Source organism: Arthrobacter yangruifuii, from assembly GCF_009192775.1.
Classification (GTDB): Bacteria; Actinomycetota; Actinomycetes; order Actinomycetales; family Micrococcaceae; genus Arthrobacter_B; species Arthrobacter_B yangruifuii.
In genome coordinates, this window is sequence record NZ_VTFX01000001.1 from 807,343 (window position 1) to 833,584 (window position 26,242).

The 26,242-nt window shown below is 66.2% G+C and carries 27 protein-coding genes; 14 read left to right on the forward strand and 13 right to left on the reverse strand.

Annotation, left to right across the window (positions count from 1 at the left end; all coding sequences use genetic code 11):
* The 4 genes from paaD (at position 1) to GD627_RS03945 (ending at position 2,801) form a co-directional block, all read left to right on the forward strand.
* Positions 1-504, forward strand: a complete 504-nt coding sequence (paaD, locus tag GD627_RS03930) for a 1,2-phenylacetyl-CoA epoxidase subunit PaaD (RefSeq protein WP_146360836.1) — start codon at positions 1-3, stop codon at positions 502-504.
* A gap of 4 nt (positions 505-508) precedes the next feature.
* The gene (gene paaE / locus GD627_RS03935) at positions 509-1,642 is read left to right on the forward strand and encodes a 1,2-phenylacetyl-CoA epoxidase subunit PaaE (protein WP_152271424.1); all 1,134 of its coding nucleotides are present in this window, start codon (positions 509-511) and stop codon (positions 1,640-1,642) included.
* 9 nt (positions 1,643-1,651) lie between these two features.
* On the forward strand, positions 1,652-2,419 hold the full coding sequence (locus tag GD627_RS03940; protein WP_152271425.1) for an enoyl-CoA hydratase/isomerase family protein: 768 nt from the start codon (positions 1,652-1,654) through the stop codon (positions 2,417-2,419).
* Between the two features lie 133 nt (positions 2,420-2,552).
* Positions 2,553-2,801 carry a DUF6480 family protein gene (locus tag GD627_RS03945; RefSeq protein WP_146360842.1) on the forward strand — a complete coding sequence of 83 codons (249 nt, stop codon included), beginning with the start codon at positions 2,553-2,555 and terminating at the stop codon, positions 2,799-2,801.
* Between the two features lie 165 nt (positions 2,802-2,966).
* Here the strand turns inward: GD627_RS03945 and GD627_RS03950 are convergent, their stop codons facing one another.
* Positions 2,967-3,419: an Lrp/AsnC family transcriptional regulator gene (locus GD627_RS03950; RefSeq protein WP_152271759.1), complete on the reverse strand. Its 453-nt coding sequence runs from the start codon at positions 3,417-3,419 to the stop codon at positions 2,967-2,969.
* Positions 3,420-3,603: 184 nt separating this feature from the next.
* On the opposite strand from GD627_RS03950, the gene pdhA reads away from it, so the two are divergent.
* From pdhA to GD627_RS03975, 5 genes are all read left to right on the forward strand, one after another.
* On the forward strand, positions 3,604-4,749 hold the full coding sequence (gene pdhA, locus GD627_RS03955; protein ID WP_152271426.1) for a pyruvate dehydrogenase (acetyl-transferring) E1 component subunit alpha: 1,146 nt from the start codon (positions 3,604-3,606) through the stop codon (positions 4,747-4,749).
* Between the two features lie 68 nt (positions 4,750-4,817).
* Positions 4,818-5,906, forward strand: coding sequence for an alpha-ketoacid dehydrogenase subunit beta (locus tag GD627_RS03960; protein ID WP_425481890.1), 1,089 nt, complete (start codon positions 4,818-4,820; stop codon positions 5,904-5,906).
* Positions 5,903-7,417 carry a dihydrolipoamide acetyltransferase family protein gene (locus GD627_RS03965; protein ID WP_152271428.1) on the forward strand — a complete coding sequence of 505 codons (1,515 nt, stop codon included), beginning with the start codon at positions 5,903-5,905 and terminating at the stop codon, positions 7,415-7,417. Before GD627_RS03960 ends, GD627_RS03965 begins: the two co-directional genes overlap by 4 nt.
* A gap of 61 nt (positions 7,418-7,478) precedes the next feature.
* Positions 7,479-8,339 carry an MBL fold metallo-hydrolase gene (locus GD627_RS03970; RefSeq protein ID WP_152271429.1) on the forward strand — a complete coding sequence of 287 codons (861 nt, stop codon included), beginning with the start codon at positions 7,479-7,481 and terminating at the stop codon, positions 8,337-8,339.
* A 41-nt stretch (positions 8,340-8,380) separates the two neighbouring features.
* A complete protein-coding gene (locus GD627_RS03975) occupies positions 8,381-9,598 on the forward strand; it encodes an MFS transporter (RefSeq protein WP_152271430.1) in 1,218 nt (405 codons plus the stop codon).
* A gap of 25 nt (positions 9,599-9,623) precedes the next feature.
* Here GD627_RS03975 and GD627_RS03980 read toward each other — a convergent pair whose 3' ends face one another.
* Entirely contained in the window at positions 9,624-10,544 is a 921-nt protein-coding gene (locus GD627_RS03980) for a phosphatase PAP2 family protein (protein ID WP_152271431.1), read from the reverse strand.
* Positions 10,545-10,636: 92 nt separating this feature from the next.
* Here GD627_RS03980 and GD627_RS03985 point away from each other — a divergent pair, with 92 nt between their 5' ends.
* Positions 10,637-11,632 carry an o-succinylbenzoate synthase gene (locus tag GD627_RS03985; protein WP_152271760.1) on the forward strand — a complete coding sequence of 332 codons (996 nt, stop codon included), beginning with the start codon at positions 10,637-10,639 and terminating at the stop codon, positions 11,630-11,632.
* A gap of 32 nt (positions 11,633-11,664) precedes the next feature.
* Here GD627_RS03985 and GD627_RS03990 read toward each other — a convergent pair whose 3' ends face one another.
* Positions 11,665-12,075, reverse strand: coding sequence for an ACT domain-containing protein (locus tag GD627_RS03990; protein WP_152271432.1), 411 nt, complete (start codon positions 12,073-12,075; stop codon positions 11,665-11,667).
* Positions 12,076-12,204: 129 nt separating this feature from the next.
* Here GD627_RS03990 and menD point away from each other — a divergent pair, with 129 nt between their 5' ends.
* Complete coding sequence (gene menD / locus GD627_RS03995) at positions 12,205-13,938, forward strand: 2-succinyl-5-enolpyruvyl-6-hydroxy-3-cyclohexene-1-carboxylic-acid synthase (protein WP_194265954.1); 1,734 nt, start codon at positions 12,205-12,207, stop codon at positions 13,936-13,938.
* Between the two features lie 140 nt (positions 13,939-14,078).
* On the opposite strand, the gene GD627_RS04000 is transcribed toward menD, so the two are convergent.
* The 6 genes from GD627_RS04000 to GD627_RS04025 form a co-directional block, all read right to left on the reverse strand.
* The gene (locus tag GD627_RS04000) at positions 14,079-14,633 is read right to left on the reverse strand and encodes a DUF3237 domain-containing protein (protein WP_152271433.1); all 555 of its coding nucleotides are present in this window, start codon (positions 14,631-14,633) and stop codon (positions 14,079-14,081) included.
* Positions 14,634-14,774: 141 nt separating this feature from the next.
* Entirely contained in the window at positions 14,775-15,527 is a 753-nt protein-coding gene (locus GD627_RS04005) for an amino acid ABC transporter ATP-binding protein (RefSeq protein WP_152271434.1), read from the reverse strand.
* A 5-nt stretch (positions 15,528-15,532) separates the two neighbouring features.
* Complete coding sequence (locus GD627_RS04010; RefSeq protein ID WP_152271435.1) at positions 15,533-16,318, reverse strand: amino acid ABC transporter permease; 786 nt, start codon at positions 16,316-16,318, stop codon at positions 15,533-15,535.
* Between the two features lie 72 nt (positions 16,319-16,390).
* On the reverse strand, positions 16,391-17,179 hold the full coding sequence (locus GD627_RS04015) for a basic amino acid ABC transporter substrate-binding protein (protein WP_152271436.1): 789 nt from the start codon (positions 17,177-17,179) through the stop codon (positions 16,391-16,393).
* Positions 17,180-17,346: 167 nt separating this feature from the next.
* Positions 17,347-18,126 (reverse strand): basic amino acid ABC transporter substrate-binding protein, encoded by a 780-nt coding sequence (locus tag GD627_RS04020; RefSeq protein ID WP_152271437.1) that lies wholly within the window; start codon positions 18,124-18,126, stop codon positions 17,347-17,349.
* Between the two features lie 193 nt (positions 18,127-18,319).
* The gene (locus tag GD627_RS04025; RefSeq protein WP_152271438.1) at positions 18,320-19,669 is read right to left on the reverse strand and encodes an isochorismate synthase; all 1,350 of its coding nucleotides are present in this window, start codon (positions 19,667-19,669) and stop codon (positions 18,320-18,322) included.
* A 119-nt stretch (positions 19,670-19,788) separates the two neighbouring features.
* Here GD627_RS04025 and GD627_RS04030 point away from each other — a divergent pair, with 119 nt between their 5' ends.
* The 3 genes from GD627_RS04030 to GD627_RS04040 all read left to right on the forward strand — a co-directional run bounded on the left by GD627_RS04030 (position 19,789) and on the right by GD627_RS04040 (position 22,927).
* The gene (locus tag GD627_RS04030) at positions 19,789-20,499 is read left to right on the forward strand and encodes a demethylmenaquinone methyltransferase (protein ID WP_146360868.1); all 711 of its coding nucleotides are present in this window, start codon (positions 19,789-19,791) and stop codon (positions 20,497-20,499) included.
* Positions 20,496-21,821, forward strand: a complete 1,326-nt coding sequence (locus GD627_RS04035) for a geranylgeranyl reductase family protein (RefSeq protein WP_152271439.1) — start codon at positions 20,496-20,498, stop codon at positions 21,819-21,821. The genes GD627_RS04030 and GD627_RS04035 overlap by 4 nt, the downstream gene beginning before the upstream one ends.
* A 152-nt stretch (positions 21,822-21,973) precedes the next feature.
* Entirely contained in the window at positions 21,974-22,927 is a 954-nt protein-coding gene (locus tag GD627_RS04040; RefSeq protein ID WP_152271762.1) for a polyprenyl synthetase family protein, read from the forward strand.
* A 22-nt stretch (positions 22,928-22,949) separates the two neighbouring features.
* Here the strand turns inward: GD627_RS04040 and GD627_RS04045 are convergent, their stop codons facing one another.
* The 4 genes from GD627_RS04045 to GD627_RS04060 form a co-directional block, all read right to left on the reverse strand.
* Positions 22,950-23,438, reverse strand: a complete 489-nt coding sequence (locus tag GD627_RS04045; protein ID WP_146360872.1) for an HIT family protein — start codon at positions 23,436-23,438, stop codon at positions 22,950-22,952.
* Between the two features lie 7 nt (positions 23,439-23,445).
* Positions 23,446-23,874, reverse strand: a complete 429-nt coding sequence (locus tag GD627_RS04050; protein WP_146360874.1) for a hypothetical protein — start codon at positions 23,872-23,874, stop codon at positions 23,446-23,448.
* A 208-nt stretch (positions 23,875-24,082) separates the two neighbouring features.
* Positions 24,083-24,715 carry a putative glycolipid-binding domain-containing protein gene (locus GD627_RS04055; RefSeq protein ID WP_152271440.1) on the reverse strand — a complete coding sequence of 211 codons (633 nt, stop codon included), beginning with the start codon at positions 24,713-24,715 and terminating at the stop codon, positions 24,083-24,085.
* A gap of 22 nt (positions 24,716-24,737) precedes the next feature.
* Positions 24,738-26,147 carry a PucR family transcriptional regulator gene (locus GD627_RS04060; protein WP_152271441.1) on the reverse strand — a complete coding sequence of 470 codons (1,410 nt, stop codon included), beginning with the start codon at positions 26,145-26,147 and terminating at the stop codon, positions 24,738-24,740.
* Positions 26,148-26,242 lie beyond the last annotated feature (95 nt).

Consider the following 26,242-nt stretch of genomic DNA (forward strand, 5'->3'; position numbering starts at 1 on the left):
ATGGAAATCCCGCTGCGCCCCGCAGACCCGGCCGCTGCCGCAGCCTGGGACGTTGCCGCCACGGTGTGCGATCCGGAGATTCCCGTGCTGACCATCGAGGACCTCGGGGTGCTGCGGCGGGTGGAGCTAACCGAGGCCGGCGTGCAGGTGGCCATCACCCCCACGTATTCGGGCTGCCCGGCCATGGATGCCATCCGGCAGGACGTCACGGCCGCCTTGGGGGCAGCAGGTTACACCGGCATCCAGGTATCCCTGGAACTGGCACCGGCCTGGACCACGGACTGGATGACGGGCGCCGGGAAGGAAAAGCTGGATGCCTACGGGATCGCGCCGCCGTCGGGCCGTGCCGCTGCGGGCCCGGTGCGGGTGGGGCTGAGCGTGAAATGCCCGCAGTGCTCGTCACTGAACACCCGCGAGCTGACCCGGTTCGGCTCGACCTCCTGCAAGGCGCTCTGGGTGTGCGGCGACTGCCGGGAACCGTTCGACTACTTCAAGGTGCTCTGAAGCCATGACTGCACTTCCCCAGGCCCCGCCCCGCCGCGGAGCCTTCCATTCCCTGACCGTGACGGCCGTGCGCCGGCTGACGGACGACGCCGTGGAGGTCACCTTCGCGGTGCCGTCCGGCCTGATGGAGGCCTATTCCTATCTCCCGGGACAGTACGTTGCCCTCCGCACGGTGCTGGACGGCACGGAACTGCGGCGCAGTTATTCAATCTGCGCGACGCCGTTGCCCGGCGAACTCCGCGTGGCCGTGAAGCGGGATCTCGGCGGGCTGTTTTCCTCCTGGGTGAATGACCATCTGAAGGCCGGCGATGTGCTGGACGTGATGAGCCCCGCCGGCAGCTTCACCTCCCGGCATGCCCCCGGCAGTCCCGGTCCGGAGGCGGTTCGGGGGCAGGTGTTTGCCGCGGTGGCAGCAGGATCCGGCATCACTCCGGTCATCGCGATTGCCCGCACCGTCCTGGCTTCCTCCGACAGCACGCGCTTCGATCTGGTCTATGCCAACAAGGCAGCCATGGATGTGATGTTCCTGGAGGAATTGGCGGACCTGAAGGACCGGTACCCGTCCCGCTTTGCGCTGCACCACGTCCTCTCCCGCGAACAGCGGATCTCGCCGCTGCTCAGCGGCAGGCTCGACGCCGGCAAACTCACCACCCTGATCGACTCGGTGCTGCCGGCCGCAGCGGTGGATGAATGGTTCCTCTGCGGCCCGTTCGACCTGGTCCAGCTCTGCCGGGACGCGCTCGCCGAACGCGGTGTCGACCCCGCCAGGGTGCGCTTCGAACTGTTCACCACCGGACGTCCCGACCGGCCGGAAGGCTCCGCCGGTCGTCCGGTCCTTCCCGACGGTTCGGGGGAGAACTATGGCATCACCTTCCGGCTGGACGGACTCCAGGGCAAGGTGGCCAGCCCCGTGCATGCCCGCGAATCCCTGCTCAACGCAGCATTGCGCGTCCGCCCGGACGTGCCCTTCGCCTGCGCCGGCGGCGTCTGCGGAACCTGCCGCGCCAAACTGGTCTCCGGCACCGTGGAGATGGAGGAGAACTACGCGCTGGAACCCGAGGAACTGGAGCGCGGCTATGTCCTGACCTGCCAGAGCCGGCCCACCAGCCCGGAGGTCACCGTTGACTACGACGCCTAGGAGCACCCGATGATTGACCTGCGAATCCACGACGGCGTGGCCGAAGTTGTCCTCAATGCGCCGCAGAAACTCAACGCCCTGGACGGTTCCGCACTGGCGGAGCTGGGACGGGCGTACGACGACGCCGCTGCCGCCGGGGTGCGGGCCCTGCTGCTGCGGGGGGAGGGCCGCAGCTTTTGTGCCGGCCGGGACCTGTCCACCGTCACCCCGGAAGGCGACGATGCCCGCGGCTACCTCGTCGATGACCTGCTCCCGCTGCTGCAGAAAATGTCAGCCTTCCCTGCACCCACCTTCGCCGCCGCCCAGGGTGCGTGCCTGGGAGTGGGGCTCGGCCTGCTGGTGGCCACCGACGTCGTCTACGTAGCTGCGGACGCGAAGATCGGCTCGCCGTTCGCCAACCTGGGTGCGGCACTGGATTCGGGCGGACACTGGCTGTTCACGGAGCGGCTGGGACCGCACCGCACCCTGGACCTGATCTACACCGCGGACCTGATGACCGGTGCCGAAGCCGTGGCCGGGGGACTGTTCAGCCGTTCGCTGGACCCTGCGGAGCTGCTCGACCGCACCCGGGACGCGGCGGTGCGCGTTGCCTCCGGACCCACTCAGGCGTTTGCTGCCTCACGGGAGCTGGTGGCGCAGATCAGGGACCGGCGGCTGGGTTTCTGGGAGGCCCTGGATGCCGAAAATGCCGTGCAGGAAAAACTCAGCTCAACCCCCGACTACGCCGAGGGCTTTGCCGCCTTCCTCGGCAAGCGCAGACCCGTTTTCCAGGGATGAACAGCCCGCCGTGACTACACGCTCCGGCTTGTGATGCGGCGGACACCGGACTAAGTTGGAACCAACTCGTAAGCATGCTTATAACAGCTGCTTGCCGGCGCCAGAGAACCCTGAGACACCGAGGAGGCGGAACATGGTCCAGAGCTATGACCCGAACAATGACCCGGCAAACCCGGACAAGCCCAAGGATGCGCAAAAGGGCTCCAACACGCAGGAGGGCACCGGAAACCATGCCCACAGCGAGGCGAAGGCCGGCAGCCCCAACCCTGATCCGGCTGACGGCAATATCACCGGCCTGGAACCCGGCGGCGGCGTTCCCCCGGGAGAGACCCCTCCGGCCGAAGGCCAGATGAGCAGTGACCAGGGGCACGACGAGAACTGAATCGGCCCTTGCCGCAGACCAGCGCCCGCAGCAGTTGCTGCGGGCGCTGTTTTGCGTTTGCGGCCGTCTCCAGCGGCGGGAAGCGCCTTCGGTGGGTTTATCCGTGGCTTTTCCGGTGGGTTTTCCGGTGATCGCGGGGGATCCGGCGGGTGGCATCTCCGGCCGTCAGCGGGTATCCCGTTCCTCGAAGACCAGGAATGTCTGGGTGTCCAGCACACCGGGCATGGACTGGAGCTGGTCGAAGATGACCCGGCGCAGATGAATGTTGTCCTCGGCCCGCACCAGCAGAATAACGTCGAACGACCCGCCGACCAGGGCAATGTGATGGATCTCAGGCACCTCGCTGAGCCGGTCCTTCAACTCCCGCCAGGCATGCTGGCGGACTTTCAGGGTCACATACGCAGAGGAGCCCAGGCCGGCCTTTTCCGGATCGACCAAAGCGGTAAAGCGGCTGAGCACCCCGGACTCGGTGAGCCGGGCAATCCGCGAATAGGCATGCGCCCGGGAAATATGGACCGCCTGCGCAACAGCGGTGAACGAGGCCCTGCCGTCCTCCCGCAGGACAGCCAGGATTTTCCGGTCAACATCGTCCAGAGGTGGTACCTGCGTTATCGCCATAATGTCCACGCTCTCCCGGGTAATCTGGGTCACATCTGCAAGGTGTCCATCAGATTACTCCCGCAGGCCCCTGACGTCCAAGATTCGCCGTAATGCTGGTAACGAAAGCGCGCCCGAAAGCATACTGGCAAGACAGAATCCCCGAGCGCAAAGACGCCTCGGGCCCTGCGTTCGGAGGCTCATGATGACCATCTCTACCGGCAGGACACCTCAGGCTGCCGTGCACGCCGACAATGGTGCTGATGCGGTGACAGCTCTGCTGCCCTCGGAGGTTCCCGTCCGGCTCATCGGGCCCGACGGCGCTGCGCAGGAGGATTCCCGCTACCCGCGTCCTTCCGGAGAGGCCCTTCTGGACGCCTACGCCAGACTGGTTTCCGGGCGCAGGATCAATGACCAGGCCAACGCCCTGGTGCGGCAGGGCCGGCTGGCCGTTTACCCTTCCTCCCACGGGCAGGAGGCCTGCCAGGTGGCCGCGGCCGCGGTGCTGGAACCCCAGGACTGGCTGTTCCCCACGTACCGGGACAGTGTTGCCGTGATGTCCCGCGGAGTGGATCCGCTGCAGGTGCTGACGCTGCTGCGCGGAGACTGGCACAGCGGGTATGACCCGTACGAGCACCGGGTGGCTCCGCAGGCCACGCCGCTGGCCACCCAGCTGCTGCACGCCGTCGGCGTTGCGCATGCGGCCAAGCTCAAGGGGGAGGACACCGTGGTGCTGGCCCTGTGCGGTGACGGTGCCACCAGTGAGGGCGACTTCCACGAGGCGCTGAACTTCGCCGCAGTGTTCCACGTTCCCGTGGTGTTCTTTATCCAGAACAACGAATACGCCATCTCGGTGCCGTTGAAGAACCAGTCCGTGGCTCCGTCGCTGGCGCACAAAGCCGTGGGCTACGGGATGCCGGGGGAGCGGGTGGACGGCAACGACGTCGCCGCACTGCTCTCCGTCCTCGGTGCGGCCGTGGAGCGCGCACGGGCGGGCGGCGGTCCTGCCCTGGTTGAAGCGCATACCTACCGCATGCAGGCCCACACCAATGCCGACGACGCCACCCGGTACCGCTCGGCCGAAGAAGTGCAGAACTGGGTGCCGCGGGATCCGCTGACCCGGGCCCGGAGCTACCTGCGCAGCCTCGGGCTGCTGGATGACCGCCGAGAGGAAGCTCTGGTTGCCGACGCCGAGACGGTTGCCGCTGCCATGCGGAACGGGCTGAACACCGACGCCGACCCGGATCCGATGGCCCTGTTCGAACATGTCTACACCGCGCGGACCACCCAGCTGCGCGAACAGGCCGAGCTGCTGCGCGGCGAACTGGAGCGGGACGAGGCTTCCCGGTGACATCTCTTGACTCGAAAGGCAGCGCCATGGCTTCAACCTCCACTGACATCCGCGTCCAGACGCAGGAGATGCCGGAGTCCGGTCCGGAAACGCTCACCTTCGCCAAGGCGCTCAACGCCGCGCTCGCTGACGAGATGGCCGCCGATCCGACGGTGGTGGTCTTCGGCGAGGACGTGGGGCCGTTGGGCGGCGTCTTCCGGATCACCGACGGGCTGACCGCCCGGTTCGGTGCCGACCGCTGCTTCGACACGCCCCTGGCCGAATCCGGGATCATGGGCATGGCCGTGGGCATGGCGATGAACGGGCTGCGTCCGGTGGTGGAAATGCAGTTTGATGCGTTCGCCTACCCGGCCTTCGAACAGGTGGTCAGCCACGTGGCGAAGATGTCCAACCGGACCCGGGGCAAGGTGAAGCTGCCCCTGGTGATCCGTATTCCCTACGCCGGCGGGATCGGCGGGGTGGAACACCATTGTGATTCCTCCGAGGCCTATTACGCCCACACTCCCGGGCTGACCGTCGTCGCGCCTGCCACCGTGGCGGACGCGTACACGCTGCTGCGCGATGCGGTCCGCCTGAATGATCCCGTGGTGTTCCTCGAACCGAAAAAGCTGTACTGGAGCAAGGAAACAGTGGATCTGCCCGGCCTGCGCCGGGCCGCCGATGAGGCACTGCGCACCGGCGGACGGGTTTCCGGCGGCGTCGGCACGGCAGCCGTGGCACGGGCAGGAACCGATGCAACCCTGGTGGCCTACGGGCCGTCCGTATCGACGGCGCTGGCCGCGGCCGCCGCTGCGGAAGCGGAGGGACGGTCCCTGGAAGTCATTGACCTCCGATCCATAGTTCCGTACGACGACGCCACGGTGGATGCTTCCGTCCGCCGGACCGGCCGTGCCGTGGTCATCGCCGAAGCGCCCGGTTTCGCCTCCGTGGCATCGGAAATCGCCGCCCGCATCTCTGAACGCTGCTTCCACTCGCTCGCCGCGCCGGTGCTGCGCGTGACCGGGTTCGATGTTCCCTATCCCGCGCCGAAACTGGAGCACTGGTTCCTTCCCGGTGTGGACCGCATCCTGGACGCCGTGGACCAGCTGCAGTGGGAGGAGCCTGCGCCCCTCGGGTCCGCCCCTGCCGGAACCGGCTTTTCGGGGGAATGGCGATGAGCGTGCGTACCTTTCTGCTGCCGGATCTCGGCGAAGGCCTGACCGAAGCTGAACTCGTGACCTGGCTGGTGGCCGTAGGGGACATCGTGGCGGTGGACCAGCCTGTGGCGGAAGTGGAGACAGCCAAGTCGCTGGTGGAAGTGCCCTCCCCCTTCGCAGGCCGTGTGGCGCAGCTGCACGGCCGTGCCGGGGAGAGTGTCGACGTCGGGCGTCCGCTGATTTCGGTGGAGACCGCAGTTGCCGCGGCGGCCGCAGGACAAAGCGCTGCGGGGGAGGCCTACCGGGAGGAAGAGAAGGCAGGATCGGGCAATGTCCTCATCGGCTATGGCACCCCGGCCGGCGGCCGGTCTTCGCGCCGCACGCGTGCAGCGAGGGCAGGCATGGCCGGGTTCCGGGGTGTTGGACCTGAGGCTCCCGGCCACGCTAGGGCAATGCCCGCAGCTGCCGGTCCGGAGATGTCCGGAGCCGCAAGGCAGGAAGCTCCGCGGTGCATTTCTCCTCTGGTCCGGCGTTTGGCCCGGGATGCCGGGCTGAAGCTGGCAGAGGTCTCCGGCAGTGGACCCGACGGGCTGATCCTGCGCCGCGATGTCGAAGCCGCCATGGCTCCGGCCACCCGAGCGGGCGGACCCGCCGGAACTGCCGTAGACGCCGGACATGCCGGACAGGCTGGAACTGCCGGGCCTGCCGTAGACGCCGAAACCGTGACCGCAGCCGTAACCGGAACCGTCACCGCAGTCGGAACCGACCGGCGGACGGGGCTTGCCGTCGCTTCGCGAACACCGGTCACCGGGCCACGGCGCACCATTGCTGCGAATCTGAGCCGCAGCCGCAGCCTCATTCCGGAAGCTACTGTCTGGGTGGATGTTGATGCCACGGCCCTGATGGACCTGAGGACGGACTTGTCGCAGCAGCGGCAGGAGGCCCCCTCGCTGCTGGCCTTCCTGGCCCGTTTCGCCCTGGCCGGACTGGCCCGGTTCCCCGAGCTGAACACCCGCTTCGTCCCTGCGGCAGGGGACGCCGGCCAGAGCCCTCCGCGGAACCCGGGGGAGGGCCGCGAAGAACAGCAGGCCGTGATCGAAACCTTCGACGGCGTCAACCTGGGTATTGCGGTCCAGACCGGCCGGGGATTGATGGTCCCCTCGGTCCGGCGGGCGGACACCTTGACCACCCGGGGCCTGGATACGGAAATCCGCCGCCTCACCACGGCCGCCCAGGCGGGCAAGGCAACACCTGGTGAACTCTCCTCGGGCACCTTCACCCTGAACAACTACGGTGTCTACGGCGTGGACGGCAGCGCGGCAATCATCAATTATCCGGAATCAGCCATCCTCGGCGTGGGGCGCATCATCGAGAAACCCTGGGTAGTTTCCGGCCAACTCGCGGTTCGCAGAGTCACCCAGCTGACCCTGGTTTTCGACCACCGGGTCTGCGACGGTGCGGCAGCCGGCGGTTTCCTGCGCTACGTTGCGGACGCCGTCGAAAGTCCGGGACGCATCCTGGCAGACCTGTAATAAGTGGAACGGGCAGCCGCACGCGATAGGTTGGAATTTGGCCGGGAGAAGGAAAACTGACATGACCGAAACACCGCAGCACGTCACCACTGCCCACCGCGGATGGCAGGAGGTGGCACCCCGGATCTGGGTGCGCGCCAATGCCGCTTTTGCCGTGAACACCGGGCTGGTGATCGGAGATGAGCGTGCCCTGCTCATTGATACCGGAGCCGGTCCGGGGATGGCGCAGGAGATTTACGACGCCGTCCGGATGCTGACGGACCTTCCCCTGACTGCGGTGAACACGCACGCCCACTTTGACCACTACTTCGGCAACGCGCTGATGCTCGCCAACGGCGTGGAGGATATCTGGGCCACTGCCGGATGCGCCGCCAGTATCCGGGAGAACGGAAACAGCCAGCGTCCGCAGGCCGCCGACGCGGAACCGGAAATGGCTGTGGCCATGGGCGGAAACACGGAGCTCGCCGAGCCCACGAAACTGGTGGAGGACGCCCCTGTGGACCTTGACCTGGGCGGGATCTCTGTGACTCTTTTCCACCTCGGACGCGGCCATACGGATCATGATCTGCTGGTGGGTGCCGGGGATGTCCTGTTCACTGGAGACCTCGTGGAACAGGGGGCCGACCCCGCCTTTGAGGACGCGTTCCCGAAGGATTGGATCCGCACCCTGGGGAAAATCGCGGCGCTCGAGGACCTGTACACCGTCTTCGTTCCGGGCCACGGCAAACCCGTCAGCGTGGATTTCATCACCACCCAGATGAACAAGATGCGTACCGCCGTCGCCGTCACCCGCAGCGCCATGGACCAGGCCTCGGTGGACATGACGAAGGCGATCCCCATCCTGCCGTACGGTCCGGACCAGTCCCGGGCGCTGCTCACCCGGCTGCGGACCCTCGCCCGGTGGAGGTGGCTCCAGAAGTAACCCGGGCCGGGCGGGCACCCGTTCAGCGGTAGTCTGGGGCCGTGCCAGCGGACGATTTCAGCCTTCGGAAAATTGCCATCCCTGCCTACGGCCCCACCCTGCTCTACGGCCTGGCGACCGGGGCGATCCTGCCGGTAATTGCGCTCAGCGCCCGCGGACTGGGTGCCACCGTGGCGCTGGCGGCGCTGGTCATCACCCTTACCGGAGTCGGTTCGCTGCTGACCAATGTGCCGGCCACCATCGTGACCACCCGCTTCGGCGAGAAGTGGGCCCTCGTCGCCGCGTCGGCCTGGTGCGCGCTGGCCATGGTCCTTGCCGCGTCCGTTCCGGTGCTGTGGGTGTTCGCGGTGGCCGTTTTTATGGTCGGCATGGCCGGCTCGGTGTTTGGACTGGCCCGGCAGAGCTACCTGACAGAGGCCGTTCCGGTGTATTTTCGGGCGCGGGCCCTGTCCACGCTCGGTGGAGTGAACCGCATCGGTGTGTTCATCGGCCCCTTTGCCGCTGCCGGCGCCATCTCCTTGTTCGGTACCGCGGGAGCCTACTGGGTAGGTGCTGCGGCGGCCGTCGGTGCCGGGATCCTCAGCCTTCAGGTACCGGATCTTGCCGTCCGGTCTCCCGGGGCCGGTGCCGCGGTATCAGCGCCCGACGCCGGCCCCGCACCCACGGTACGGTCCATCCTGCGCAGCCACGCCAGGGTGTTCCGGACCATCGGCATCGGGGTGCTGCTGATCGCAGCCGTCCGTGCCACCCGCCAGGCCGTGATTCCGCTCTGGGGCCAGCACATCGGACTGGATCCCACAGCCACGGCACTGATCTACGGGCTCTCCGGAGCCATCGACATGCTTATCTTCTATCCCGCCGGCAAGGCCATGGACACCTGGGGGAGGCGTTCGGTGGCTGTGCCGTGCATGCTGATCATGGGGCTGGGACTCGGGTTGCTGCCGCTGGCTTCCGAAGCAACCGGACTTCTCCTGGCAGCACTGCTGATCGGGTTCGGCAACGGCATCGGATCCGGGATTGTCATGACCCTGGGGGCGGATTTCTCGCCCTCGCCCGGACGCCCCCAGTTCCTGGGCATCTGGCGTCTGCTGGCGGATATCGGAACCATGGCCGGTCCCGGTATCCTCTCCGGCGTCACGGCCGCGGCGTCACTGTCGGCAGGGATCGGGGCCACCGCGGTCCTGGGACTGCTGGGGGCTGTGGTGCTGTGGACCTGGGTTCCCGGCCGGAAGGCCGCCGTCGGCTCCATCACGGGCTGAGCCGCCGTTCAGCGCGCGGGGGCCGCTAGCGCCGGGCAGACCCGCGGTCGGGGTCTCCGGCCTGTTGGCTGAAAAGCCAGCAGGCGAGGGAACTGACCAGATAGCCCACGCCCACAATGAGGGTCAGCCCCGCCCAGAAATACAGCGGCACGGCGGAGGTGACGGCCGCCGGATGCCAGCGGGCATAGGAGTACAGGCCCAGGCTCCCGGCCGTCGCCAGCACCCCGGGCACGGCACAGAGCAGGGCAACCGCCCTGGCGGACCACTGCGCGGCTCCCTTGGCTGGCCAGCGGTTCCAGTCGGGGTTGGTCCGCATCATCACCAGGCCGCCGACCAGTGTCCATGCTGCAACCACCAGAAGCGAGGCGACGACGTCGGCCGGCCGGTGCCACAGGTTCAGGAAGGTGGCAGCACCCGCGAGCACGGCGTAGCTGCCCCCGAAGAGCGCTGCCAGCGGCCGCCAGCGCGGTGAGGCGAGCAGGAAGACCGCGGCGGCAGCAGAAGCGGCAAGCGTGGTGTGGCCGGACGGCAGCGAATTGAAGTCCAGTGTCACCACCCCGCGGTCGGGCCGGTCCAGCACGGTCCGCTTCAGCAGCTGACTGCTGATGTTCGCCGCTGCGAAGGTGCCCAGGGCAATGACTGCCGGGGAAATCCGGTGCCGCAGGATGGTCACAAACACCACCACAATCACGGCAATAAACACCGAGATCAGCGGCAGCTCGTCGAGGAAGGCGATAACCGGCCGTTCGGTGGCCGGGGCAATCAGCTCGGCCTCCTTGAAGGCGGACTCATCAGCCAGTTGCCCGGTGGTGGTCCGGACGAAGAACCAGTAGGTAGCGGCAACACCGGCAGCACACAGCAAAGCGGCGAAAAGGAAAAGAGCCGGATTATGCGCAGCCGGCCGTTGGGCGCGGGCGCGCGGTGCCAGCAAATTGCGAGTATCCATCTCTTCCAGACTGCCACATCATCTTGATGGTTACCTGTTCGCGGCAGCGGCCCCGGACGCCGGACGTCAAAGCGTAGGCTGGCAGGGTGCCGATGAGTCCTGACCTGTCCGTCCTCCTTGCCAATGCCCGCGTCGTCTCCATTCCCATGCGGGTGAAGTTCCGCGGCATCCTCCACCGGGAGGCCCTGCTGCTTTCCGGCCCGGCCGGCTGGGGAGAGTTCGCGCCGTTCCCGGAATACTCCGACGCTGAAGCTGTGCCCTGGCTTGCCTCCGCCCTTGAGGCCGCCTGGGAGGGCTACCCCGATCCGGTCCGCAGCTCCGTTCCGGTCAACGGCACGGTGCCTGCGGTCCCAGTCAACGAGGTGGAGCCCGTGCTGGCCCGGTTCGGGAACGTATCCGCCGTGAAGGTCAAGGTAGCGGAGGCCGGCCAGTCTCCACAGGAGGATCTGGCCCGGGTGGCCGAGGTGCGCCGGTTACTGCCCGACGCCGGGATCCGGGTGGATGCGAATGAGGGCTGGGACGTCTCCACCGCCGTCGACACGCTGACCGCGCTGGCCGGGGCCGGACTCGAATATGCCGAGCAGCCCGTCGCCGGGATCGCGGGCCTGCGTGCCGTGCGGACCGAGCTGCGCCGGCGCGGGGTTCCGGTGCTCATTGCCGCAGACGAAAGCGTCCGGAAGGAAAGCGATCCGCTGAAGGTTGCCCGGGAAGACGCAGCGGATCTGATCATCGTCAAAGCGGCTCCGCTGGGCGGTGTGCGCCGGGCGCTGGAGATCGTGGCGCAGGCCGGGCTGCCGGCGGTGGTGAGCTCTGCCATCGACACTTCCGTGGGGATCCGCACCGGTGTGGCGCTGGCCGCGGCACTGCCCGAGCTGCCGTACGCCTGCGGTCTGGGTACACTCTCGCTTATGGCCGGAGACGTCACCGGGGACTCCCTGGTTCCCGACGGCGGTGCCCTGGCCGTGCGGGACGTGCCCGTATCCGGAGAACTGCTGGAACGGTTTGCCGCCTCTCCTGAACGCAGCCGGTGGTGGCTGGACCGGCTGGAGCGGGTGCACGGACTCCCGGCGGCGCGTCCGCAGGGCTAGCCGCGGAGGCAGCCGGCACGCCGTCGTCGTACCTAGCGCAGCGTGTGGCCGGCTTCCCGCAGCAAGCCGCGGGCAAGCTCATACTTCGACGATGGAACCATAAGGATGTCTCCGTCAAAGGTCGAGACCACAAACACCGGGCAGCCGGCGGCGGACAGCGGTCCGACGAGGGCCGTCACCACCCCGGTCAGTCCGAAGGGAATCGGGCCGGAGGCATAGAGTGCGGCCCAGGGTCCGTCGATTTCGGCATCTGCCGGGGCCAGCGCAGCGGGGCAGACAATGGAAAGCTCCTGCGGCGTGCGGGTGACGGACACAAATCCGCCCGGGAGCGCCGGTGACAATAGTCCGGCCGGGGTCTCCGCTGCCGCTGAAAGCCTGGCAATGACATAGTCGCCGGCGAGCGCGTGCAGCTCCACGGAAGGGCCGGGGGCTGGAAAGGGCATGGCAGGATCCTGATTCACTGGGTGTGCGGAAGGCTCCAACTGCAGAGCCGCGCTCATCGCACCCCATCATCATGCCAGCCCTCCGAGGCTGCTGGCCCATGCAGAAGTGGGGACACCTAGGATGGAAGGGTGACTGGAAACCCGCGCGCCTCCGACTCATCCGCCAACAGTTCCGAACCGATTTCCGGCAGCGGGCTCAGCTCGCTGCAGGCCGCCCGCTCTGCGCTCGCAGCCCTCGCAGCTGCCGGGGTGCGCGACGTCGTCCTGGCACCGGGATCGCGCAGCGCACCGTTGGCCTACGCATTGGCGGAAGCGGAACTGCAGGACCGGATGCGGGTACACGTGCGGATCGACGAACGGGTGGCCGGCTTCACTGCGCTGGGCCTGGCCCGCGGCGGGCGCCGTCCCGCAGCTGTGGTGACGACGTCGGGAACTGCCGTGGGTGAACTGCTGCCTGCGGTCATGGAAGCCCACCATTCCGGCATCCCGCTGGTGGTCCTCTCCGCCGACCGGCCGGCGGAACTGCACGGCACCGGCGCCAACCAGACCACCGTGCAGCCGGGGATTTTTGCCCACTATCCGGTGGCGGCTGCGGATGTGGAGGCCGGCTCCGATCCTGCCGGACCCATTTCCGCCTTGCTGGACCGGCTCGGCAACGGGATTCCCGTGGGGCCGGTGCACGTGAACCTCCAGTTCCGTGATCCGCTGACTCCCGGAGAAACCGATCCGCTCTTCCTGGAAACGGGGGCTTTCGCGGAGGACCTTCCTGCTCCCTCCGCACCGGTTCCTGCCGAAGACCGGGTTCCCGCTGCCGATCCGCCGATTCCCGGCACGCACCGCACCGTGGTCGTGGCCGGCGACGGCGCCGGGGAAACCGCTGCACTCTTTGCCCTGCGTGCCGGGTTGCCCCTGCTGGCGGAGCCGTCCTCCAACGCCCGCTTCGGTCCCAACGCCGTAGGCGCATACCGGCTGCTCCTGCAGGACCTGGGGCCGCTGATCGAGCGCGTTGTGGTGTTTGGCCGGCCCACGCTGTCCCGTCCCGTGGCCGCACTGCTGGCCCGCACCGACGTCGAGAAGGCGCTTTACCTGCCGCGTCCGGTGAACTGGTTCGAGCCCGGACGGCGCCCGGAAACGATCATCAGCGATATCCCGGCGCTCTTCGACTTCGCCGGCACCGGGGCGCCTGACTGGCTGGAACAGTGGCGGACGGCGTCGGAGGCGGCACTGAACACGCTGAACAACCTGCTGGAGCAGCAGCAACAGCTCACGGGACTGCAGGTGGCGGACCTGGTGTGGGACGCTGCGGATGCCAACCTCGTGCTCGGTTCCTCCAACGTCATCCGGGATATGGACCTGGTGGCCTCCCCGGGCTGGCATCCGCTGGATGTGTACGCCAACCGCGGTCTGGCAGGTATCGACGGAACTATTTCCACGGCCACGGGCATTGCTCTGGCCAACGGCATTCCGACGCGTCTGCTGCTGGGGGACCTCACCTTCCTGCACGACGCCGGAGCGCTGCTCCTGGGGAACGGCGAGCAGGCACCGGACCTGCAGATCATCGTGCTGAACGACGGCGGCGGCGGCATCTTCACGGTCCTTGAACACGGCGCGCTGGGGGAGGATCCCCGCTACACGGCCCTGGTGGAGCGCTTCTTCGGCACGCCGCACCGCGCGGATCTGGCTGCACTGTGCCGCGGCTACGGTGTCCGGCACCGGCAGGTCCGCTCTGCCGATGAACTGGAGGCGGCACTGGCCGAACCGGTGAGCGGACTGTCCGTGCTGGAAGTAGGGACGGCACGGGAGACCCTGCGCAGCCTGCATCAGCAGGTGCAGGCCGCTGTGACGGCAGCGCTGCGGGGCTAGGACCCGGAGAGGGGACAGCAAGGAACCCTGCATCCTTACCGTGGGGTCCGGGGCAGCAGGACGGGGCCGCAGTTTACGGCATGGCACCGTCCTTGGACGACGTGCCGGTTCTGGTCGGGCGGTCTTGGGTGCTGGGCCGCTTAGGCGAGGATCCAGATGTCGATGCGGACACTCGACGGAAGCCGGGTTCCGGCACCTATCAGGATGCGTGAGGAGAGCCAGGACCATTCCGGCCCGCCCGCCAGGAACCGCGGCGTGCACCGGAAATAGATCCGTTCGGGGTCCACTTTGCCGCCGCGAACGAGGGTGGCTAGGTCCTCGGCCGATCCGGACCGGATCCCGAAATTCGAGACGTAGATCCGCTCTCCGGTGTCCGTTTCAATGGAGTACTTGGCTTCGAGCTCGGTGAGTGTCGCAGAGCGCAGCAGCTGGAAATCAGCCCCGCCCGGCAGCACCGTACCGTTGAGCTGCGGTCCCCTGACCGTCCCTCCGGTTATCGGGATGAGCCGCCGGGTGCCTTCCGCCGTGGGCCCGATCTCGACGGGATCGCCCACACTGATAAGCAGCGTGGCCAGGAAATCCAGGCCCGGGGCAGCCGGGGGCCCCGCGTCCGCCCGCGTGTCCTGTGGGGGCGGGCTGACGGTGGTGCGGGCGCCGGCGGCGTTATCCCCGGCCCCGGATCTCTGCGTGGTCATGGACAAGAGGCTACCGGTGGCACGAACGGAAGGGATGGCTTACCTGGCACCCGAGCCGGTGTAGGAACAAAACGGACGGCCCTTCCGGACCGAAGTCCGGAAGGGCCGTCCGCGCCGGCAGGAAGCCGGTTGTGAATGAGTCTAGAGAACCTTCGAGAGGAACGCCCGGGTGCGTTCATGCTGCGGGTTGCCCAGGACGTCTTCGGGACGTCCCTGCTCCACCACAACGCCGCCGTCCATAAAGACGACGCGGTCGCCGACTTCACGGGCGAAGCCCATCTCGTGGGTCACCACCATCATGGTCATGCCTTCCTCGGCAAGCTGACGCATGACGGCAAGGACGTCGCCCACGAGTTCCGGGTCCAGCGCGCTGGTGGGCTCATCGAAGAGCATCATGTCCGGATCCATGGACAACGCGCGGGCAATCGCCACACGCTGCTGCTGGCCGCCCGAAAGCTGCGCGGGGAATGCCGTGGCGCGGTCCTCCAGACCCACCTTGGCGAGGTTCTTCAGTGCCACCTTGGAGGCCTCTGCCTGGTCGCGCTTCTTTGCCCGGCGCTGTGCCAGCGTCAGGTTGCGCAGCACGTTCAGGTGGGGGAAGAGGTTGAACTGCTGGAAGACCATGCCGATCCGGGTGCGGACCTTGTCCAGGTCCGTGTCGGGATGGGTAATATCAACGCCCTCCACCAGGACGGTGCCGCTGGTGGGCTCCTCCAGGCGGTTGACGCAGCGCAGCAGGGTGGACTTGCCTGAACCGGACGGACCGATCACGCAGACCACTTCGCCCTGGTCCACATGGAAGTCGATGCCCTTGAGCACCTCGTTGCTTCCGAAGGACTTGTGAAGGTTGCGGACCTCGATGGCAGGGCCGGAGGTGTTTTTGTCGACGCTCATGGCTGCTACCTGCCTCTCTGGTTGTGTCGTTCAAGCTTTGCCACCAGCTGGGTCAGCGGCAGCGTGATGATCAGGTACATCAGGGCAGCGAGCACCAGGGGAGTAGCGTTCGCGGTCTGCGACACGGAGTCACGCGCAAAGGTGGTCAGCTCGCGGTCCTGCAGGGCCATGCCGGCGATGAAGAGCAGCGACGTGTCCTTGATGAGGATGACCAGCTCGTTGGTCAGCGGCGGCGTGATGATCCGGAAGGCCTGGGGCAGCGTCACGGAAATCATGGTCCAGGCCGGACCCATGCCCAGCGACCGTGCGGCCTCGGCCTGGCCGGAGGGCACAGCCTGGATTCCGGCACGGATAGTCTCGGCAATGTAGGCGCCGGAGACAATGATCAGGGCAAGAAGCCCTGCGCCCGCACTGCCTCCCGGCGGCCGCCAGTCGAACGCGATGGGCACGGCGAACGCGAAGCCGAAGATCACCAGCAGGGCAGGCAGGCCGCGGAACAGCTCAATGTACGCGGTGGCCGCCCAACGGTACGGTGCCACGGGGGAAAGCTTCATCAGTGCCAGGAGCAGCCCCAGCAGCAAGCCGCCGGCGAAGGCGATAACCGTGTAGATGATGGTGTTTTTGACCGCCACGGTGATGATGGTGGGGAAGGCTTCACGGGCCACCTCGGCGTCGAAGAAGTTCTCGCCAATGGCTTCCCAATCGGCTGCCAGAACTACTGCTACCAGCGCGATGACAAAAACGGCATACAGGACGCCCCTGAACAGGCGTCTGCGGGTGGAGGGTTTCACTATGGGGGCCTTCCGGGGAAGAAAAGGTGTCGTCCCGGGCACCCGGCCCGGGACGACTCAATGGTCTAGGCGTTATTCAGCGAAGTACTTGTCGTAGATCTCCTGGTACTTGCCGTTGTCCCGCAGTTCAGTGAGCTGCTCATTCACTGCAGAGACGAGTTCGGTGTTGTCCTTATCCATGCCGAAGCCGTAGGACTCATCGGTGGGATATTCCTCGGCAATGCTGAAGTCCCCGTCCTCCGTGTGTCCAATGTTCACCGGAAGGTCCTGCAGCACCGCATCGACGTTACCGGACTGGATGGCCGGGAAAAGTTCCCCGTCACTCGGGTAGGCCATGATTTCCGCGCCGGAGGCATTGTCGCGGGCGTATGACTCGCCGGTGGTATTTCCCTGCACGCCGAGCTTCTTGCCGTCCAGGTCATCGATGCTCTTGATGTCTGACCCGGCAGGGACCAGCAGCGACTGCAGCGAGTCATAGTACGGATCGGAGAAGCCCATGGCCTCCTGGCGTTCAGGCGTGATGGTGATGGCGCTGGCCGTCAGGTCGCACTGTCCCGCAGCCAGCACCGTGCCGCTGGCAATGCCCTCGAAGCCGGCATCCTGGACCGCGAGTTCAAGGTCGAGGCCCGCAGCGATCTCCTTGACCATGTCCATATCGAAGCCGGTGTACTCGCCGTTTTCCTCATACTCGAAAGGAACAAAGGGAATGTCGGAGCAGACGGTCAGCTTCCCGTCGGAGACGAGATTGAATCCATTGCCGGCTTCATCGGAGGCACCGGCGTCGTCACCTCCGCAGGCCGTCAGCGAGAGGGCGCCGATGGCCAGGAAGGCAAGGGCTGCGGTGCGGGCTTTGTGCGGCATTGGTTTACAACCTTACGTCGGACGGTGTGAGCAGTCTCACCCGTAGCTTGGTGTTGGGAAGCAGTCTAGAGTGTACGCAGCCCATAGTTCCGCAACGCCTCCCGCACTGACGGCGCAGTGCGGGAGGCGGAGACAGTCGCTGTTGGTACCCCGGCTACTCCGGCCGGCTACTTCGTGAAGAACTGGTCATGGAGTTCCTGATACTTCCCATTCTCCCGCAGGGCCGCAAGCTGCTCATTCACCGCGGTGACGAGTTCCTCGCTGCCTTCCTTCTTCATGGCAAAGCCGTACGACTCGCCCGTGGCGAAGGTGCCGGAAATCTTGAACTTGCCATCCTCGGTGTGGTCAATGTTCACGGCCTCATCCTGGATGACTGCATCGATGTTGCCGGCCTGCAGGGCCTGGAAGAGCTCGGCATCCGTCTGGAAAGACATGATTTCCGCGTCAGCGGCGTTGTCCCGTGTGTAGCTCTCGCCGGTGGTTCCCTGCTGGACGCCCACCTTCTTGCCTGCCAGATCGTCCAGGGAGGCAATGCTGGAATCCGCAGGAACCAGCAGCGTCTGCGGCGAATCGTAGTAGGGGTCGGAGAAGGCCAGCTTCTCGGCGCGTTCGTCGGTGATGGACATGGCTGCGGCAATCAGGTCGCACTGGCGGGCAGCCAGTACGGTTCCGCTCTGCAGGCCGTCGAAACCAACGTTCTGCACCTCGTGCTCCAGACCCATGCCCTTGGCGATTTCGCGGGTGAGTTCGATGTCGAAGCCGGTGAACTCACCGTCCACTTCATATTCGAAGGGCTTGAAGGGAACGTTGGAGCAGACCGTGAGGGTGCCTTCGTTGACCATGGCGAGGCCGGATTCCTCGGTGTCGCTTCCGCCGCCGCAGGCGGTCAGGGACAGTGCCGAGATGGCAAGGAGGGCGGCAATGGTGGTGCGGGTTTTGTGCGGCATGACGTTTCAGGACCTTTTGTGGCAGGAATAGATAGGGCCGCAGGCGGAAACCAGCCGTCTCCAGAGCGGCGTCAGACGGAATCACCAAGCGGCGACTCCCGAGTTTCTATTCTACCCACTGTAATTTTATGCAAGAAACCATGTGGGTATGCAGTCCGTCTCGCGGGGCCCGTCCTTCGGCTGCCGAAGCCTGTCAGGATCCGGCGCGCGAGGAGGCGAAGTCGGGGCTGCGCAGCGGAACCGCACTCGGACGGTCCAGGCCCAGGGCCTCCAGCATCGGCCGGAATTTACTCCAGGTTTCCTCCAATTCCGCCGAAGGATCGGAGCCGGCGACGATTCCACAACCTGCATAAAGGCGAACGTCAGTGGGGCTTTCGATCACAGCTCCGCGCAGGGCGATACCCCATTCACCGTTTCCATTGCCGTCCATCCAGCCAACCGGTCCCGCATACGGACCGCGGTCCATGTGTTCAAGCTCACTAATCAGCTCGCCGGCCACGCTGGTGGGGAATCCGCACACGGCGGCAGTCGGATGCAGGGCCTCAACGAGGGTCAGCGGTGTGGGAACCGCTCCGTTGCCGTCCGGAGCGAGTTCGGCGGTCACATCCGAAGCCAGGTGCCAGACATTAGGCAGCTCGAGGACAAACGGCTCGGTATGGGAGGTCATCGAGGAGGTGAAGGGTTCCAGGGACCGGGTGAGTGAGTCAATGGCGATCTGGTGCTCGTGCTGCTGTTTGGCGGAGCCCGCAAGCACCCGCTGGGCATACCCGGGATCATCGACGGGTGCGGTGGCTCGGTCGAGGGTGCCGGCCAGGACGCGTGCCTCAGCCCTGCCGTCCTGCACCCGGATCAGCATTTCAGGGGTGGAACCGATCAATCCGTCGACGGCGTAGGTCCAGCAGTCCCGGTAGCGTACGGCCAGTTCGCGCAGTACCTGCGACGCCATCAGGGGGCTGGCCAGCTTCACCGCAATGTCGCGGGCCAGAACAATCTTGCTGAGGTCGCCGGCCGCCACGTGGGCCACGGAGCGTGCCACGGCGTTCTTCCATTCCGCCTCGCTCAGCATGCCGGGCAGGACCTGGTCTGCCGGATCGCTTTCGCGGTAGGTCGGCAGATCCTCCAGATAGCGCGCGAGTGCTGCGTTTGCAGTCTCAGCGTTGAGCTTCGCCTCGGGATCCGTTGTTGTGTAGGTCAGCCAGGCGGCACCGTCCTGCAGGCCGACGATGATTTCGGGAACCACGAGGCGGGATTCGAAGGGGGAGCGCTTGGAGAAGGCGAAGGATCCAAAGGCGACGATGCCTGTGCCGGGAGCTTCCAGGGGGTCCTGGACCTCGGCGTGGGCCAGGAGGGACCGCCACCAGTCCTGCGCCCGGGCAAAGCGGTCCGGGCCGCTGGAGGTAAAACGGGCAGTTTCGCCGAAGCCTACGAGTCCCTCCTGCCGCCGAATCCAGCAGAGTTGCTCGTCAAGCACCAGATACTCGAGAAGACCAATGGTGGAGGAAAGCTCACCGACGGGCACAGTCACAGAACGCAGGGTGGTCATAGTGGTTCCACAGTACTCCGCCGCCGGTCGACGCCGGATATCGGGCTCCCCGGGTGAGAGGAACGAGACAGCCCCACGGCCGGTTCGGTGGCTCTCCTATTGTTTGAGACAATGACAGAGTGAACCGCGCATCGTTGGAAAAACGCCCGGATGAAGTTGCTGCCATGTTTGACGACGTGGCACCTAAATACGACGTCGTAAACGACGTGCTGTCCCTGGGGCAGACACGCCGCTGGCGCCGTATTGTGGTGGACGCCGTCGGAGCCGTGCCCGGCCAGAGGGTCCTTGACCTTGCCGCCGGCACCGGCACCTCGAGCGAGCCCTACGCCGACGCGGGCATCGACGTCGTTGCCTGCGACTTCTCCCTCGGAATGCTAAAGGTCGGCAAGCGCCGCCGTCCGGACATCGACTTCGTCGCCGGGGACGCCACCAATCTGCCGTTCGAGGACAATTCCTTCGACGCCTCCACCATTTCCTTCGGCCTGCGCAACGTCAACGAGCCGAAGAAGGCCCTGGCGGAAATGCTTCGGGTCACCAAGCCCGGCGGACGCCTGGTGATTGCGGAGTTCTCCTCACCGGTGGTCCCCGTCTGGCGCACGATGTACACCGAGTACCTGATGCGCGCCCTTCCGCCCATCGCCCGCAAGGTTGCCTCCAACCCCGATGCGTATGTGTACCTGGCCGAATCCATCCGCGCCTGGCCCAACCAGGACGGCCTGGCTGCCTGGATTGCCGAAACCGGCTGGGAGGACGTTGCCTACCGCAACCTCACCGGCGGCATTGTCGCCGTGCACCGTGCCGTCAAGCCCGGAGGGCATCCGGCGAAGTGAAGGTCCTTATTGTCGGTGCCGGTCCTGCCGGTTCCACAGCCGCGTACTACCTCGCCTCTGCGGGCGTGGATGTCACCGTTCTGGAAAAAACCGCCTTCCCCCGCGAGAAGGTCTGCGGCGACGGCCTGACTCCGCGTGCCGTGCGCGAAGTCCAGTACCTCGGCCTGCCGCATGACGAAGCCGACGGCTGGCGCCGGAACAAGGGGCTGCGCCTGATTGCCGGAGGCCGGAAACTCGAGCTGCCCTGGCCTGTGCTCTCGGATTTCCCCGACTATGGGCTGGTCCGCACCCGCCTCGGTTTCGACGAGGCCCTGGCCCGCCATGCGCAGGCTGCCGGAGCGAAGATCCTGGAGCATCACACCGTGGTCTCTGCCCTCCGCGGCGATGATGGACGAGTCGAGGGCGCCGTCGCCAATGTCCTGGACGCGGACGGCAGGCGTACGGGTGAACGGCGGGAGTTCTTCGCCGACGTCGTTCTGGCTGCCGACGGAAACTCCAGCCGAACTGCCTTGAGCCTGGGCATCGAAAAGCGCGACGACCGCCCCATGGGCGTGGCGGTACGCACCTACTTCGAAAGCCCGCGGACCAACGACGACTGGATGGAAGGCTGGCTGGAGCTTCCCGATGCCTCCGGCAATCCGCTGCCCGGCTACGGCTGGGTTTTCGGTGTGGGCGACGGAACCTCCAACGTGGGCCTGGGCATCCTGAACTCCTCCAGGGAATTCGGAAAGCTCGACTACCGCAAGGTGCTGCGGGACTGGACCGCCGGTATGCCCGCCGAGTGGGGCTTCACGCCGGAGAACCAGGTAGGCGAGATTCGCGGTGCTGCTCTGCCGATGGGCTTCAACCGCACTCCGCATTACTCTCCGGGGCTGCTTCTGCTCGGCGATGCGGGCGGAATGGTCAGCCCGTTCAACGGTGAAGGCATCTCCTATGCCATGGAGTCGGCTCGCTTTGCCGCCGAACACATCATCGAGGGTTCCGGCGCTGCGCTTGTTCCGGGTCTGCTCACCTCGCGTGCCGCGTTCGATGTCGAACTGCGCGCCTATGCAGACCACGTGCGTCAGGAGTGGGGAAGCCACTTTACGCTTGGCCGTATTTTCGCCGGCATGATCGGCCGTCCGGCAGTCATGAAACTTGCACTGCGTACAGGAATGCCGATTCCCGTGCTCATGCGCTTCGTGGTGCGCATGCTCGCCAACCTCACGGACAGCAACTCCAAGGGCATAGAGGATAGAGTGATTGCCTTACTGGAAATGCTGGTCCCGGCGGCAAGCAACCAGGGAACGCCGACAACCCGGCAATCCGTGCAGCGCCCGTGACGTTTGATGCCTCTTGTCCACCCGTTCCGACAAATAGTTAGTCTTGAACAGTGACTGAATCCACCAACACCAGCCCGGAGACCGGGTCGAGCACTTCCATACTGCCTCCTGGCTTCGCGCTGCTGGCGGAGGATCCGAGGCTTGGCCCCTCCATGGTCGCTTCCCTGGAACAGGTGGAAGTCCGCCTGCGCGAGGCCGTGGCGAACTCCGATCCCTTTGCCGATACCACGTCCCGGCATCTGGTGGAGGCCGGCGGCAAGCGGATCCGGCCCCTGCTGACCCTGCTGGCTTCCCACCTTGGCGGGGAGGAAGCCGGGGACCAGGTCATCCAATCCGCCGTCGTCGTGGAATTGACGCACCTGGCCACCCTCTACCATGACGATGTCATGGACGAGGCACCCTATCGCCGCGGTGCCCCGACCGCACATGAAATCTGGGGCAACTCCGTAGCTGTGCTTACCGGTGACCTGATCTTTGCCCGGGCGTCCAGCCTGGTCTCCGCGTTGGGCGGACCTGCGCTGGCCATTCAGGCGCACACCTTCGAGCGGCTGTGCATGGGACAGCTGCACGAAACCGTGGGTCCGGCCGAGGGCCAAGACCCGCTGGAGCACTATCTGTCCGTGATTGCGGATAAGACCGGTTCCTTGATTGCAGCTTCCGGCCAGTTTGGTGCGCTGTTCTCCGGAGCCGGCCAGGAAGTCATCGACATCATGGTCGAATACGGCGAGAAGGTCGGTATTGCCTTCCAGCTTGCCGACGACGTCATCGACGTGACCGGCATACAGGAGAAGTCGGGAAAGACCCCGGGAACGGACCTGCGCGAAGGGGTTCCCACGCTGCCGGTGCTGTTGCTGCGCCGGGCCGCTGCATCCGGTGATGCGGATGCCGCTGCGGTGCTGGAACTGGTGGAGCGGGACCTGAGCTCTGACGAGGCCCTGGCCGAAGCAGTTGCTGCACTGCGCAGCAGCCCGGTCACGGAGGAATCCTGGGCCGTGGCCCGCAACTGGTCCGAGGATGCCGTGGCGGCTCTCGCGCCGCTGCCGGACTCCGTGGTGAAGGAAGCCCTGGCTGCCTTTGCCCGGGCAGTTGTCGACCGCGAGGTCTAGGGATACTGCCGGATCCGGGTGTCTACAGGACGGCGCGCAGCTCTGCGGCTTTGCGGGCACGGACAGCGGGGGGCACGATGGGCCGTTTCGGCGTGAAGTAGAGGCCGTCATCGGTCCAGCGGGGGAGCACGTGCTGGTGGTAATGCCAGACGTGCTGGCTTCCGGCAGGCTCATTGTGCTGCCGGGTGGTGACGCCGTCGGGGTTCCACGCCTTCTTGATGGCGACCGCCATGTCCCGGGTTACCAGCATGATCCGCGCCGCGACGTCGTCGGGCAGTTCATAAAGCAGCTCGTAGTGCTGCCTCGGCGTGACCAGGACGTGTCCAGGTTCCGGATCGAAGCCATGGGAAGCGATGAACGCAAGCACCAGCTCGTCGGAGTAGATGAGGTCGCCGGGCTCGCAAAGGTTGCCCGGGTAGCGGAACTCACCGGAAGCCATGTCGCAGAACGGGCACTCATAGCCCTCCGGTGCATGGCTCTGCCACGTCTCTTCGCGGAAAACGTCCCTCATTGAAGGTTCAGTCCTCGTCCTCGTCCTCTTCGAAAACCCACTCGAACATGTCCAGGACATACTCGCTCAGGGTGCCTTCCTCGCTTTGCCAGTCGCCGCGGGCGTTGTTGCGCCGCCAGACAATCGGGTCCGGAACGTCCAGCTGGTCCGCCCGGATGCCCCAGACAAACTTTTCGTCCTCATCCTCGAGGAACAGCAGGTATCCGTCTTCAATCTCGAGCTCGTCGGGATCCCAGAAGAAATGGAAGGCTTCCATCAGGTCTTCGCAGCCGCCCAGGGCAAGGTAGAACTCCCGCAGCACCAGCGGGATGCTGAAGTCGTGGGCTGCGAGCATGGAGTCAAGCTCCTGCTCGGGGATGCCGTCTTCTTCCCGCCAGTTGTCCTCAAGATACTTTGGGACCAGTGCGCGGAACCGGTCCAGGAAAATTTCACTCATGAGGTCTCCAAGCGTGCGTTGAGTGGATGTATTCCAATCCTAGCCGGGACCTGGACTCGGTCCCGACGTCGGCGGCGCGGTGACGGGGCGGTGACGGGGCGCGGTGACTCGGTCCGGACGTCGACGGCGCGGTGACGGGGCGCGGTAACTCGGTCCCGACGTCGGCGGCGCGGTGACGGGGCTCCACGGGGCTGCACGGGGCTGGAGGCTAGGGCAGCCTGGTGGCCAGACCCGGATAGTTAATGAGGGTGCCGTCCGCGTCGACGGTGAGCTCGGCGGTGAACCCGCGGTTGGCGGAGCTGTGGAGGACAAGGGCGTGACCCGCATCCGCCGAATACGCCCGGACCTGCGAATAGACCTGTGTTCCGGGAAGCACCCGCAGGCTGGGCATTTCCACCCAGGCCACGGCCAGCTGGGTCTCATCCGGGGGAGCGGAGTCATTCAGCAGATCCAGCCGCAGGATCGGCATGGTGTAGGTGAGCGGGCACAGGCCAAGGTCGCAGTCCTGGGCTTCATCGAGGCTGCGGGGGTCGGCAATGCCGGGGTCCGGCAGGTCCGTCATTCCGGACGTGGTTGTCTCGGCATTCCACCGTCCCTCGGTGCTGCGCTCGAGCAGCAGGCGACGCGACCAGCCTTCACCTTCCACCTCCACTATCAGCCGGCGTGTGACCCAGCCAGGGATGGTGGACAGGGTCCAGGACGCCCGGTAGCCGGGAGCGACCGAGGTTCCCGCTGCGGCAAGCTCCCGGTCCCGAAAAGACACCACTGCCGTATCCGTGCGGTCCGGATCATCCAGACCCTGCCAACGGACAGTTCTGGCCTTCTGCGCGGTGGTAGTCATTCCTACAGGTTAACTGCCCGGCTCAACTGCCCAGTCTGCGGACGTTCAGCGCCAGGTAGAGGTGCACCCGGTCCGCAGTGACCGTTGGGTCGTACCCGGTCAGCTCCGCAATCTGCGCCAGACGGTAACGGACGGTGTTGCGGTGCAGGCCCAGATCTGCCGCCACGGCGGCCACCGAGCCGTTCAGGAGCAGATAGGCGTCCAGGGTGGGGATCAGATGTGCGCCGTGTTTAGTGTCGAAGGCCGCCAGGGGGTCCAGGGCTTCGGCGGCGAGATCCGTGAGCGGAACATCACGGCTGGCCATCAAAAGGGACGTCAGGTTGAGGCGTTCGGGCTCGTTCACCGGCGCGCCGTTCCGCAGTGCTTCCCGTGCCTCGTAGAAGCTCCACCGCAGCCCGGCAGGTTCAGTGTACGAACCACCGATTCCCACCTTTGCCGTCAGGCCCGCATCGAAGAGGTAGGCACTCAACCGGCTGGCCAGTCCGCCGGCCTCCGCCGCGGAAACCATCAGGGCGAGCCGCTTGTCATGGATGGCGGAAGGGAAGCCGCTGAATTCTGTTGGCAGAGGCAGTGCAGGGAGTGTCCGGATTTGGCCGGATGCCACCTCCACCAGGAGCACGGATTGACGCCTGTCAGCGTCGATACCGGCTGCCTGAAGCCTCGCGGCCGCCTCCTGACCGGTGAGCAGGCCGTTCACCACGTCTCCGACAAGCTGTCCCGTGACTGCCCTGCTGCTGGCCCGTCTTGCGGCCTGGTTGCTTAGTTCCACTCCGATCAGGCTCTGCGCGTAGGCAACGATGTCCGGCTGGACGGATGGTTCGGCAATGGCCAGTGTGCAGCGGTCCCGCAGTCCGGTGGGGACCGGGATCCGCCGCCAGGAAGCGTCGGGCTCGGATGTGGCGAAGACCGGTGCGCCGTACTGGAACAGGGCCACATCTGCCTTTACCAGGTGCGCCAGCTCCGCCAGAAGCCGGGGCAGCCCCTTGCCGCTGAGCAGTGCTTCCGCCAGAACCTGATGTGCGGACAGCAGCTGATGCAGCTGGGTGAGGTGGTCTGCGGACAAGGAATCGGCAACCAACTTCCCAAGCGCCATGAAGGGCGTGCTGTAGGGGACCTCGAACACCGGTACGCCCAGGCGGTCCGCCTCTGCCAGAAGCGGAACCGGCACCGTGTCGTGGCTGAGCCCGGTTCCGAATCCGATTCCGAGGGCTCCTGCCCGCTTCACACTCTCCACGAAGCGGCGTTGGGCCGCAGTACTGCGGTGCCGCAGTCCGGTGGTCAGCACCACCTCGCCGCCGCCGAGGAAAGGGGCGGGATCTTCCAGTTCGGTTACGGCCACCCATTGGATGGGATCGTCGGAAAGCGCCGAGGTGCCGTGGCGTGTCAGTTCCAGGCCGCGTGCAGCCAGGAGGTCCGAAAGTGTGATCGACATTGCACCACTATAGGCGGCGGGGGTTTAGGCGGGTGCACTGTGGGATTGTCCGGTGGCTGTGCAGGTGGCCCTACGTGTGAGAGCTGCTTCACAGT

Bases quoted from the DNA above. Each gene is read 5' to 3' on its own strand.
- paaD (WP_146360836.1), top strand. From the start codon at position 1: ATGGAAATCCCGCTGCGCCCCGCAGACCCGGCCGCTGCCGCAGCCTGG.
- paaE (WP_152271424.1), top strand. From the start codon at position 509: ATGACTGCACTTCCCCAGGCCCCGCCCCGCCGCGGAGCCTTCCATTCC.
- GD627_RS03940 (WP_152271425.1), top strand. From the start codon at position 1,652: ATGATTGACCTGCGAATCCACGACGGCGTGGCCGAAGTTGTCCTCAAT.
- GD627_RS03945 (WP_146360842.1), top strand. From the start codon at position 2,553: ATGGTCCAGAGCTATGACCCGAACAATGACCCGGCAAACCCGGACAAG.
- GD627_RS03950 (WP_152271759.1), bottom strand. From the start codon at position 3,419: ATGGCGATAACGCAGGTACCACCTCTGGACGATGTTGACCGGAAAATC.
- pdhA (WP_152271426.1), top strand. From the start codon at position 3,604: ATGACCATCTCTACCGGCAGGACACCTCAGGCTGCCGTGCACGCCGAC.
- GD627_RS03960 (WP_425481890.1), top strand. From the start codon at position 4,818: ATGCCGGAGTCCGGTCCGGAAACGCTCACCTTCGCCAAGGCGCTCAAC.
- GD627_RS03965 (WP_152271428.1), top strand. From the start codon at position 5,903: ATGAGCGTGCGTACCTTTCTGCTGCCGGATCTCGGCGAAGGCCTGACC.
- GD627_RS03970 (WP_152271429.1), top strand. From the start codon at position 7,479: ATGACCGAAACACCGCAGCACGTCACCACTGCCCACCGCGGATGGCAG.
- GD627_RS03980 (WP_152271431.1), bottom strand. From the start codon at position 10,544: ATGGATACTCGCAATTTGCTGGCACCGCGCGCCCGCGCCCAACGGCCG.
- GD627_RS03985 (WP_152271760.1), top strand. From the start codon at position 10,637: ATGAGTCCTGACCTGTCCGTCCTCCTTGCCAATGCCCGCGTCGTCTCC.
- GD627_RS03990 (WP_152271432.1), bottom strand. From the start codon at position 12,075: ATGCCCTTTCCAGCCCCCGGCCCTTCCGTGGAGCTGCACGCGCTCGCC.
- GD627_RS04000 (WP_152271433.1), bottom strand. From the start codon at position 14,633: ATGACCACGCAGAGATCCGGGGCCGGGGATAACGCCGCCGGCGCCCGC.
- GD627_RS04005 (WP_152271434.1), bottom strand. From the start codon at position 15,527: ATGAGCGTCGACAAAAACACCTCCGGCCCTGCCATCGAGGTCCGCAAC.
- GD627_RS04015 (WP_152271436.1), bottom strand. From the start codon at position 17,179: ATGCCGCACAAAGCCCGCACCGCAGCCCTTGCCTTCCTGGCCATCGGC.
- GD627_RS04020 (WP_152271437.1), bottom strand. From the start codon at position 18,126: ATGCCGCACAAAACCCGCACCACCATTGCCGCCCTCCTTGCCATCTCG.
- GD627_RS04025 (WP_152271438.1), bottom strand. From the start codon at position 19,669: ATGACCACCCTGCGTTCTGTGACTGTGCCCGTCGGTGAGCTTTCCTCC.
- GD627_RS04040 (WP_152271762.1), top strand. From the start codon at position 21,974: ATGGTCGCTTCCCTGGAACAGGTGGAAGTCCGCCTGCGCGAGGCCGTG.
- GD627_RS04045 (WP_146360872.1), bottom strand. From the start codon at position 23,438: ATGAGGGACGTTTTCCGCGAAGAGACGTGGCAGAGCCATGCACCGGAG.
- GD627_RS04050 (WP_146360874.1), bottom strand. From the start codon at position 23,874: ATGAGTGAAATTTTCCTGGACCGGTTCCGCGCACTGGTCCCAAAGTAT.
- GD627_RS04055 (WP_152271440.1), bottom strand. From the start codon at position 24,715: ATGACTACCACCGCGCAGAAGGCCAGAACTGTCCGTTGGCAGGGTCTG.
- GD627_RS04060 (WP_152271441.1), bottom strand. From the start codon at position 26,147: ATGTCGATCACACTTTCGGACCTCCTGGCTGCACGCGGCCTGGAACTG.